The organism is Micromonospora sp., from assembly GCF_048594385.1.
Classification (GTDB): domain Bacteria; phylum Actinomycetota; class Actinomycetes; order Mycobacteriales; family Micromonosporaceae; genus Micromonospora; species Micromonospora wenchangensis.
Map to the genome: position 1 here is coordinate 1 of NZ_JBMDWU010000277.1, position 9,866 is coordinate 9,866.

Consider the following 9,866-nt stretch of genomic DNA (forward strand, 5'->3'; position numbering starts at 1 on the left):
TGGTCGCCACCGACCTGGACGTGTCCGTGTCGCATGCGGGGCTGCTCGTCACCGGCTACGCGGTCACGGTCGCGGTCGTCTCGGTGCCGCTGACCCACGTCACCCGGCGGGTGCCGCGTCGCCGGCTGCTGGGTGTCCTGCTGGGCGTGCTGGTGGTCGCCACGCTGGTGTCGGCCGCCGCCCGCGACTACCAGGTGCTGCTCGGGACCCGGGTGGTCGTCGCGCTCACCCAGGCGCTGTTCTGGGCGGTGGTCGCGCCCGCCGCCGCCGGCATGTTCCCCGCCCGGGTACGCGGCCGGGTCACCTCCGTCGTGTTCGCCGGGGCGTCGCTCGGGCCGATGCTCGGCGTACCGGCGGGCACCTGGCTGGGTCAGCAGTGGGGTTGGCGGTCGGCGTTCCTGGCCCTGGCCGCCCTGGCGCTGGCCGCGTTCGTGGCGATCGTGACGCTGATGCCGCCGGTCGCGGTCGGGGCGACGCACGCGTCGACCGGAACCACCCCGGACGCCCGCCGGTACGCGGTCGTCGTGGTGGCCACCGCGCTGTCGGTGGGGGGCCTGTTCACGGCGTTCACCTACACCGCCGTCTTCCTGACCGACGTCTCCGGGTTCGCCCCGGGCGCTCTCGGCCTGCTGCTGCTGATCCGGGGCCTCGCGGACTTCGCCGGCATCACCGCCGGGGGGATCGCGAGCGACCGCCACCAGCGGGTGGCGATGGTGACCCCGGTGCTGCTGCTGGTGGTGGCCCTGCTCGGGATGTTCCTGCTGGCCGGGTCGCCGGTGGCGACCGGGGTGCTGCTGGCCGTGTCCGGGTTCGCCATGGGCGCGTTGACCCCCGCCCTGCAGAACCGGGTGCTGGAGGTGGCCCCGGGCAGCGCCGACCTGGCGGCGGCCGGCAACTCCGCCGCCTTCAACGTCGGCATCGCCGGCGGGTCCCTGCTCGGCGCGGTGGTGCTGTCCCGGTCCGGGGTGCAGGGCACGGCGTTGGCGGGCGGACTGGTGGCTGCGGTGGCGCTGGTCGTCCTGCTGGCCGAGCCGCTGGTCGCCCGGGGCGGTGCGGCACGACGGGCCGTCCGGGGACGAGAATAGATCGTATTGCGAGATGGTGTCTCTGTTGACGTTGCGGTGGGCGTTGGTTAGCCTGGACCGATCATCGCCAGCCGCAGGAGAACGCCATGATCCGAGTTCCGCAAGGCTCTGGATTGCTGGTGCGCGGTTACGAGGAGCCGCTGCGGGTCCACCCGCCGCGGGAGGGCATGCGCCCCGGGACCGCCGCCGGGGACCCGCAGACCCCGTTCTGACGGATCGGCGCGCCGTCTCCCGACCGGGACACGGCGGGCGCCCACGTCGTTGATCAGCCCGGTGGCGGCATCGCCCCCCCCGGGACACCGACCCGTTTCCGCAGAACCGAACCTCGGAGCGCATCATCATGACCACCGCAATCGATCTCGCCCCCATCTCCGGTCCGTCCGCCTGGCGCGGTGACGAGCTGCGTACCTCGACCGAGTGGGTCTACCAGCTCAGTGACGCCGAGCGCGCCGAGCTGGAGACCGTCGGCCGCCGGTTCGTCGCCGACAACCCCGACCTGCGTACGGTGACCGCCGCCGACTACCCGCTGCCGGCCTGCGCCGGCCTCAACGAGGAGTGCGCCCGCCAGCTCGACTCCGGACGCGGCTTCATCCTGGTCCGGGGCCTGCGCACGGAGGAGTACGGCGACACCCTCGCCGGGGCGATCTTCTTCCTGATGGGGCTGCACCTCGGCGTGCCGATGGGGCAGAACCAGATGGGTGACGTGCTCGACCACGTCATCGCCACCTCCAACAAGACCCTCGACGACCCGTCGGCCCTGCCGTCGCGGGTCCGCGACCGGCTGCCGTTCCACTCCGACAGCTCCGACGTGGTCGCGCTGATGTGCCTGCGGGCGGCCAAGGCCGGCGGGGCGAGCAGCCTGGTCAGCGGCACCACGATCTACAACGAGATCCTGCGCCGCCGGCCGGACCTCGCGCCGCTGCTGTTCGAGTCGTGGCACTGGGACTGGCACCGGCAGGACCCGGACGCCCCGGCCCGCACCTACACCTCGCCGATCTGCAGCTACGTCGACGGGGTGTTCAGCACCTACGCCGGCAGCTCGATGATCTTCTCGGCCCAGGACTACCCGGAGGTGCCCCGGCTCACCGAGGCGCAGATCGAGCTGCTGCACCTCTACGACGAGGTGTCCCAGGCCCCCGGCCTGGCCCTGGACATGGACTTCCAGCCCGGTGACGTGCAGTGGCTGCTGAACTACGCCGCCCTGCACTCGCGGACCGGTTACGTCGACTTCCCGGAGCCGGAGCGTCGCCGGCACCTGCTGCGGCTGTGGCTCAAGCGTGACGTCGGCCGGCCGCTGGTCAGCGGGTTCGGCAAGCACGTGGTGACCGAGCGCGGCAGCGAGATCGCGCCGGGCGGCCGGTTCCACATCGCCGAGGCGGTCGAGCCCAACTTCGAGTGGGGCAACTGACCCACCGGCCCCTCGTCAGGACGGCCCGCAGCGCCCCAGTGTCGTGGCGCGGCGGGCCGTCCGCGTGCGGTCACCCGTACGGTCGTGCGGTCACGGTCACGGTCACGGTCACGTCGCGGCGAGCGGCCGGACGTCGGCGTCCGGCGCGACCGGGCGGGCCGTGGGCCGGCGGTGCCGGGCGGCGTGCACGAGCAGCCAACCCAGCAGGACCACCTCACCGACGAAGGTGACCCCGGCGACCTGCACCGGATAGTCGGCCGTGACCAGCGGCCCGGCCGAGTCGGCCAGGTAGCCCGCGCCGGCGACCGCCACCAGTGCCGCCACCCAGGTCGGGACGGTGTCCGAGCGCCAGGCCAGCCAGCCGACCAGCAGCAGGTGGACGCCGAACAGCAGCAGCCCCAGGCTCCAGACCTGCTGGAAGCCGGTGAGCCCCGGGTAGCCGTCGGCGCGCAGCCGGTCGGCCCCCGCACCGTCGCGCAGCAGGCCGGCGACGCCGGTCAGGTGGACGATCGCTCCGGCGAGGACGACCGCGTAGCCGGTGCGGCACCACGCCGCGAGCAGGGCGACGGTGGGTTGGGCGTGGTCGAGGAACGCCCGTAGCGCCCAACCGACCAGCACGTCGAGGCAGGCCACCGCGAACAGGGCGACGACGGCCAGGGTGAGCGCGGAGCGCTGGGCGGGCAGCCGGGCGACGGTTGCGGCCGCGTCGCCGGCGAGCAGCGGTTGCACGACACCGAAGTTGGCCCATCCGGCGAGCACCGCCATCAGCAGCAGCCCCGCCCCGGCGGCCAGGGCCGCGCGGTGGGCGTGGGAGTCGTCCGGGCCCGCCATGGCCGCTCCGGTGGCAGCGGGCTCGGCGGCGGTGGCCGGCGGGGCTGCGGCGGCGGTGGGCCCGGCGACGATGGCGGGTGAGGTGGCGGTGGCCGGTGCGAAGCCCCGGACGAGCAGCAGCAGCCCGAAGGCGATCTCGAACAGTCCGCCCGGAGCGGCCGGCGCGACGCCGATCCCCACCCCGGCCAGCTCGGCTGCCGCGCCGGCCGCCAGCAGCGCGTAGCCGGCGGCGCCCCAGCCGGCGAACCACCGGGGCAGCCAGCGTCGCCGGGCCAGCGCCAGGCAGAGCGGCAGGCTGCCCAGCCCCAGCGACAGCATGGCGAGCTGGTAGGCGAGGTCGGCGGCGCCGTCGCCGTACCTGGCGCGCAGCACGAGGCCGGCGGCGAGCAGGAACGCCTCCGCGCCCCGGGCCACCAGGTAACCCCAGGCGACGCCGGGGTGCGACCGGCGCAGCGCCCGGAAGGCCAGTGCGCCGATGGCGGCCACCAGCACGGAGTTGGCCAGCACCAGCGCCACCCCGGCCGGTCGTCCGGCGAGCGCGCTGCCGACGCCGTAGGCGACGAACGCCGACAGGAAGAACGCGCCGGCCCACCGGCCGGCCACACGCAGGGACATCGTCGCCTCCCGAATCTTCGTACTAAGTACGACTTACTTAGTACGGTACGGTGGGCGGTGCAGGCGGTCAACCAGGCGTCAGGGGAGCGACAGGGTGGGCGAACCGGTGCGGCAGCTCAGCCGGGACCGGGTGCTGGGGGCCGCGGTCGCCATCGCCGACGCCGACGGGCTCGGCGCGCTGACCATGCGGTCGCTCGCCGCCGCGCTGCACGCCAAGCCGATGTCGCTCTACCACTACATCCGCAACAAGGAGGAACTGCTCGACGCGCTCGTCGACGGGGTGTTCGCCGAGATCGACCTGCCCCTGGTGGGCGGCGACTGGCGGGCCGAGGTGCGCCGCCGCTGCCTGTCGGCCCGCACCGTCCTGGCCCGGCACCCCTGGGCGCTGACCCTGATCGAGACCCGGACCAGCCCCGGCCCGGCCACCCTGCGCCACCACGACGCCATGCTCGGCGTCCTGCGGGGCGGGGGGTTCTCGCTGCCGATGACGGCCCACGCGTACGCGATCATCGACGCGTACGTCTTCGGGTTCGTGTTGCAGGAGGCGTCGCTGCCGTTCGAGACCGGCGACGCCGCCACCGAGGTCGCCGACGCGATCATGGCGTCGTTCGCGGCGGGGGAGTACCCGCACCTGGTCGAGTTCGCCACCCGGCACGTGAACCAGCCCGGTTACCACTTCGGCGGGCAGTTCACCTTCGGCCTCGACCTGATCCTCGACGCGCTGGCGAACGCGGCGTGACGACCACCGGTGCCGGACGTCCGGACGGGCCGGCCCCGGGAGCCGGGCCGGCCCGTCCGGACAGGACCTACAGGTCCAGCACCAGCCGCTCCGAGCGGCACCGCCCGACGCAGATCATCATGCTGCGCCCGGCCGTACGCTCCTGCTCGGTCAGCAGCGAGTCGCGGTGCTCCGGCGTGCCGGCGAGCACCCGGGTCTCGCACGCGCCGCAGTAACCCTTCTCGCAGTCGTAGGTCAGGCCCGGCACGACCTCGCGCAGCACGTCGATCATGCGACGGTCCCGGGGCACCCGCAGGGTCGCCCCGGTACGCGCCAGGTGCACCTCGAACTCGGTGTTCGCCGCCGGGTCGAAGGCGACCTCCAGGTCGTCCCCGGCGGTGAACCGCTCGACGTGCAACCGCTCCGACCGGCCGGTCGCGGCACAGACCCGCTCCAACGCGTCGATCATCCCGGTCGGCCCGCAGCAGTAGACGGCCGTGTCCGGCCCGGTGGAGTCGAGCAACGCCCCCAGGTCCGGCAGGCCGGCCTCGTCCTGCGGCAGCAGGGTCACCCGGTCGCCGGCGAGCGCCGTCACCTCGTCGACGAAGGCCATCGAGGCCCGGCTGCGACCGCCGTACACCAGCCGGAACGGCACGCCCCGGCGGTCGGCCTCGCGGGCCATCGCCAGGATCGGGGTGATCCCGATGCCCCCGGCGAGGAAGAGGTAGTCGGGGGCGTCGACGAGCGGGAAGTGGTTGCGCGGACCGCGCACCGCGAGGGTGACGCCCGCGCGGGCGAGCGCGTGCAGCTCCACCGAACCGCCCCGGCCGGCGGGCTCCCGCAGCGCCGCGATCCGGTAGTGCCGGGTGTCGTCCGGGTCGCCGCACAGCGAGTACTGCCGGACCCGTCCGGACGGCAACCGCACCTCCAGGTGCGCGCCCGGCGCCCAGGGCGGCAGCTCCGCGCCGGTCGGGTCGGCCAGGCGCACCTCCAGCACCTCGTCGGTGGCGGTGGCGGTGGCCGCCATGACCAGCTCCCGGTCGCCGGTCAGGCTGGCGGTGGGCCGGGTCCCCGCCGCGTCGGCGTCGCGGCGGGGACCCGGGGTGAAGACGGCCGGGATCGCGTCCCAACCGCTCTGGTTGCCCCGGGTGGGATAGGCGACGAGCCCCTCCTCCACCACCCGGAAGTCGGGCAGCCGGGTGAGCACCTGCGTGATCATCTCGCGGAACATCAGCCGGGCCAGGTGCGCTCCGGCGCAGCGGTGGCTGCCGATGCCGAAGCTCAGGTGCCGGGCGGCGTCGCGGTCCAGCCGCAGCTGCTCGGGGTCGGGGAAGACGGCCGGGTCGTGGTTGGCCGCGACCCAGGGGATCAGCACCCGCTCGCCGGCGGTGACCGGGCAGCCGCCGACCTCGGTGTCGGTGCGGACGGTACGGGCCATCGACTGCGACGGGGCGAACACCCGCAGGAACTCGTCGGTGGCGGTGAGCAGCAGGTCGGGGGAGTCGATCAGGCGCTGCCGGTCCTCGGGGTGCCGGCTCAGGTGCACCAGGGTGGAGCCGGTCAGCGAGGTGGTGGTGTCCACCCCGCCCGCGATCAGCAGCCCGATGACCGAGACCAGCTCGTCGGCGGCGAACAGTTCCCCGTCTGGGCGGCGCTGGGCGGCCAGGTAGCTCACCGCGTCGCCGGTCGGCGCGGCCCGCCGCTCGACGATCAGCTCGCGGATGCGCTGGTCGAGGTAGGCCAGGCCGGCGGCCCCGCGGACGGCCCGCTCGCTGCCGGGCCGCGCGGCGAAGATGTCGTGGATCGGGCCGGCGAGCTTGGCCCAGTCGGATTCGGGGAAGCCCAGCCAGTCGAGGGTGACGGCGGCCGGCAGCGGGTTGGTCAGGTCGCGGACGAAGTCCACCGACCCCTCGGCGATGAAGGCGTCCACCACGCGGGTGGTGTGCCGGGCGACCATCGGGGCCAGTTCGGCGACCGCGTCCTGGGTGAGCAGCGGGTTGATCAGGTCGCGGTAGCCGGTCGCGGCGGGCGGGTCCAGCTCGATCGGGTACTGCTCCAGGCCGGGGCCCCGGGGGATGACGATGGCGGTGCCGTCGCCGCCGGCGGTGGACCGGGCGGAGGAGAAGGTGTCGTCGTCGCGGGCGATCCGGACCACGTCGGCGTACCGGGTGGTGTAGACGAAGCCGCCGTGCGCCTCGGTCCGACCGACCGGGCAGGTCTGCCGGAACTCGCGGTAGTAGCCCACCGGGTCGGTGTTGCACTCGGCCGAGTGGTGGTCGAAGGGCGCGGGCCGGTCTTCGGTCGCGGTCTGCGCGGCGGCCGGGGCGGTGCGCTGCTGTTCGGTCATCGGGACGTGCTCCACAGGTGCGGGACGCTGCGCGGTGTTGCCCAGCCGCGCCACTGGGTGTGGGTCTGACACCAAGGGTAATGTCGCTCACATTGCGAGACAATGTTTCACTATGAGATACAGCGATGTCGATGTGGTGGGGGCGTCCCTGCTCAGAGGGTCAGGACGGCCTTGCCGACCTCGCCGGAGCGCAGCGCCGCCACCGCCTCGTTGATCTGCGCGAAAGGGAACCGGGTGATCAGGCGGTCCACCGGGAAGTTGCCGGCGGCGTGCAGGTCAAGCAGCCGCGGCAGGAACACCTGCGGCAGGCTGCTGCCGCCGATGATGCCGGTGATGCTGCGGCCGTTGAGCACGCTGCGCCACTCGAAGCTCATCTGCTCGCTCGGGCCGATCCCGACCACGCCGCACCGGCCGAGCGGGCCGAGCGACTCGACCGCGAGGCGCAGCACGTCCTCCCGGCCGGTGGTGTCGATCGCGACGTCGAAGCCGTGCGGGGCGATCGCGGTCAGCAGTTCGCGCGGGTCGCCGTCGGTGGAGTTCACCCCGTGGGTCGCGCCGAGCAGCCGGGCCGTGTCGAGCTTGCCGGCGTTGACGTCGACGGCGGCGACGACGGCGCAACCGGCCACCCGGGCGGCCAGGATCGCCGCCACGCCCACCGCGCCCGCGCCGAAGACGACGACCGAGGAGCCGACCTCCGGGCGCAGCACGTTGAGTACCGCGCCGGCACCGGTGCCGAAACCGCAGCCGAACGGGCCGACCACGCCCAGGTCGATCTCCTTGCTGATCGGCACCACCGCGCGGGCCGGGGCGACGACGTGACTGGCGAACGACGACTGGCCCAGGAAGTGGCCGTTGACGGGCTGCCCGTCGCGGGAGAGCGCCGTGCTGCCGTCCGGTCGCCGGCCGGTGAAGTTGACCGCGTCGAACCGTCGGCAGTACGCCGGGTTTCCGCCGCGGCACAGCGGGCAGTCGCCGCAGGAGGTGAAGCTCATCGCGACGTGGTCGCCCGGGGAGATCCCGGTGACCCGCTCGCCGACCTGCTCGACCACTCCGCTGCCCTCGTGGCCGAGCACCGCCGGGGTGGGGAAGAAGTTGGCGAACTCCAGGTCGGTCGCGCAGATCCCCACGCTGTGCACCCGGACCAGCACCTCGTCCGGCCCGGGGTCGGCGAGGTCGATCTGCTGGAGGGTGAACGGCCCTCCCGCGTTCTCCAGCACCGCCGCTGTGATCCGCACGCGCCCTCCCTAGTGACTCACAAAGCGAGATTGCATCTTGACATGCGAAACGTAGAGGGTCAAGGATTCGCACATGGCTGACCTGGACATCCCCACTGCCCGCCAGCTCGTCGACGGCGACTGGACCCCCGCCGCCGACGGCGGTGAGCTACCGGTGCTCGATCCCGCCACCCGGGAGCCCATCCAGTCGGTGGCCCGCGCCCGCGCGGTCGACGTCGACCACGCCGTCGCCGCCGCCCGCCGGGCCGCCCCCGGCTGGGCGGCCACCTCGCCCAGCGAGCGCGGCGCGATCCTTTCGCGTTGGGCCGCGCTGATCGGCGAGCACGTCGAGGAACTCGCCGCGTACGAGGCGCGTGACGTGGGCAAACCCCGCTCCGGCGGGCGGCTCAACATGTACATCACCCAGGGCATCGTCGACTACTTCGCCGGAGCCGCCGACAAGCTCACCGGCGTCACCCTGCCCACCCGTACGCCCGACTACTTCGGCTACACCCGGCCCGAGCCGTACGGTGTCTGCGCGGTGATCATCCCGTGGAACGTGCCGGCCGTGCTCACCGCCGCCAACGTCGCCCCGGCGCTGGCCGCCGGCAACACGGTGGTGCTGAAGCCCTCCGAGGTCGCGCCGTTGTCCCCGTTCGCGCTGGCCGAGCTGGGCCGCCGGGCGGGCCTGCCGCCGGGCGTGCTCAACGTGGTCACCGGGCTCGGCCCCGAGGCCGGGGTGGCGCTCACCGGGCACGCCGACATCGACCACATCAGCTTCGTCGGCTCGACGGTGACCGGCCGGTCCGTCATGCGCGCCGCCGCGCAGCACCTCGTCCCGGTCAAGCTGGAGCTGGGGGGCAAGTCCCCGAACGTGGTCTTCGCCGACGCCGACCTGGACGCGGCGATCCCGGCGATCATCGCCTCGATCACCGAGAACGCCGGGCAGAACTGCTACGCCGGCTCCCGGCTGCTGGTCGAGGAGTCGATCCGGGCCGAGGTGGTCGAGCGGGTCGCCGCCGGCATGAAGGCCGTCCGGACCGGCCCCTGGGACCAGGACCTGGACATGGGTCCGCTGGTCAGCCAGGCCCAGTACGAGCGGGTCCGGGGTTTCCTGGCCGAGGCCCCGGCCGCCGGGGCCCGGCTGGTCGTCGGCGGCGAGCCGGCCACCGCCGCGTTCGACGACGGCTGGTACGTCGCCCCGACCGTCTTCGACCAGGTCGACTCGGACATGCGCCTGGTCCGTGAGGAGGTCTTCGGCCCGGTGCTCGCGGTGCAGGGGTTCCGGGGCGTCGACGAGGCGGTGACCCTGATGAACGGCACCGACTTCGGCCTGCTGGCCTGCATCTGGACCAGTGACGTGTCCCGGGCGCTGCGGGTGGCCGGGCTGGTCCGCTCCGGGCAGGTCGCGGTCAACCAGTTCCACGACGCCGGGGTGATCGGCTTTCCGTTCAACATGCAGAAGGAGAGCGGCTTCAGCCGGGGCGGCGGCTACGCGGCGCTGCGCGAGTACACCCAGGAGAAGGCCGTCGCCGTCCGGCTGCTCGCCCGACCGTCGGCGTGAGCCGATCGGGTGAGCTGGCGGCGGCCCGCCCCCGGCTGGCCGTCGCCGCCGCGCCGTCGCCGGCCGCGTTCGCCCAGTGGCTCG

7 protein-coding genes are annotated in these 9,866 nt (G+C 73.9%); 4 read left to right on the forward strand and 3 right to left on the reverse strand.

Features of this window, described 5'->3' with window-relative positions; all coding sequences use genetic code 11:
• Both ACOJTC_RS15005 and ACOJTC_RS15010 read left to right on the forward strand, forming a co-directional pair.
• A partial coding sequence (locus tag ACOJTC_RS15005; protein ID WP_420117333.1) for an MFS transporter occupies positions 1 to 1,085 on the forward strand: 1,085 nt, incomplete at its 5' end.
• Between the two features lie 340 nt (positions 1,086 to 1,425).
• Positions 1,426 to 2,493, forward strand: coding sequence for a TauD/TfdA family dioxygenase (locus ACOJTC_RS15010; RefSeq protein WP_204923226.1), 1,068 nt, complete (start codon positions 1,426 to 1,428; stop codon positions 2,491 to 2,493).
• Positions 2,494 to 2,601: 108 nt separating this feature from the next.
• Here the strand turns inward: ACOJTC_RS15010 and ACOJTC_RS15015 are convergent, their stop codons facing one another.
• A complete protein-coding gene (locus tag ACOJTC_RS15015; RefSeq protein WP_420117334.1) occupies positions 2,602 to 3,939 on the reverse strand; it encodes a DUF4386 family protein in 1,338 nt (445 codons plus the stop codon).
• A gap of 94 nt (positions 3,940 to 4,033) precedes the next feature.
• Here ACOJTC_RS15015 and ACOJTC_RS15020 point away from each other — a divergent pair, with 94 nt between their 5' ends.
• Positions 4,034 to 4,678 carry a TetR/AcrR family transcriptional regulator gene (locus ACOJTC_RS15020; RefSeq protein ID WP_420117335.1) on the forward strand — a complete coding sequence of 215 codons (645 nt, stop codon included), beginning with the start codon at positions 4,034 to 4,036 and terminating at the stop codon, positions 4,676 to 4,678.
• A gap of 67 nt (positions 4,679 to 4,745) precedes the next feature.
• Here ACOJTC_RS15020 and ACOJTC_RS15025 read toward each other — a convergent pair whose 3' ends face one another.
• Both ACOJTC_RS15025 and ACOJTC_RS15030 read right to left on the reverse strand, forming a co-directional pair.
• A complete protein-coding gene (locus tag ACOJTC_RS15025) occupies positions 4,746 to 7,076 on the reverse strand; it encodes a cytochrome P450 (protein ID WP_420117336.1) in 2,331 nt (776 codons plus the stop codon).
• Between the two features lie 80 nt (positions 7,077 to 7,156).
• Entirely contained in the window at positions 7,157 to 8,239 is a 1,083-nt protein-coding gene (locus tag ACOJTC_RS15030) for an NAD(P)-dependent alcohol dehydrogenase (protein WP_420117337.1), read from the reverse strand.
• A gap of 73 nt (positions 8,240 to 8,312) precedes the next feature.
• On the opposite strand from ACOJTC_RS15030, the gene ACOJTC_RS15035 reads away from it, so the two are divergent.
• The gene (locus ACOJTC_RS15035) at positions 8,313 to 9,782 is read left to right on the forward strand and encodes an aldehyde dehydrogenase family protein (RefSeq protein ID WP_420117338.1); all 1,470 of its coding nucleotides are present in this window, start codon (positions 8,313 to 8,315) and stop codon (positions 9,780 to 9,782) included.
• The last annotated feature ends 84 nt before the right edge of the window (positions 9,783 to 9,866 follow it).

Coding starts and splice junctions, on each gene's coding strand:
- ACOJTC_RS15035 (WP_420117338.1), top strand. CDS start 8,313: ATGGCTGACCTGGACATCCCCACTGCCCGCCAGCTCGTCGACGGCGAC.
- ACOJTC_RS15010 (WP_204923226.1), top strand. CDS start 1,426: ATGACCACCGCAATCGATCTCGCCCCCATCTCCGGTCCGTCCGCCTGG.
- ACOJTC_RS15015 (WP_420117334.1), bottom strand. CDS start 3,939: ATGTCCCTGCGTGTGGCCGGCCGGTGGGCCGGCGCGTTCTTCCTGTCG.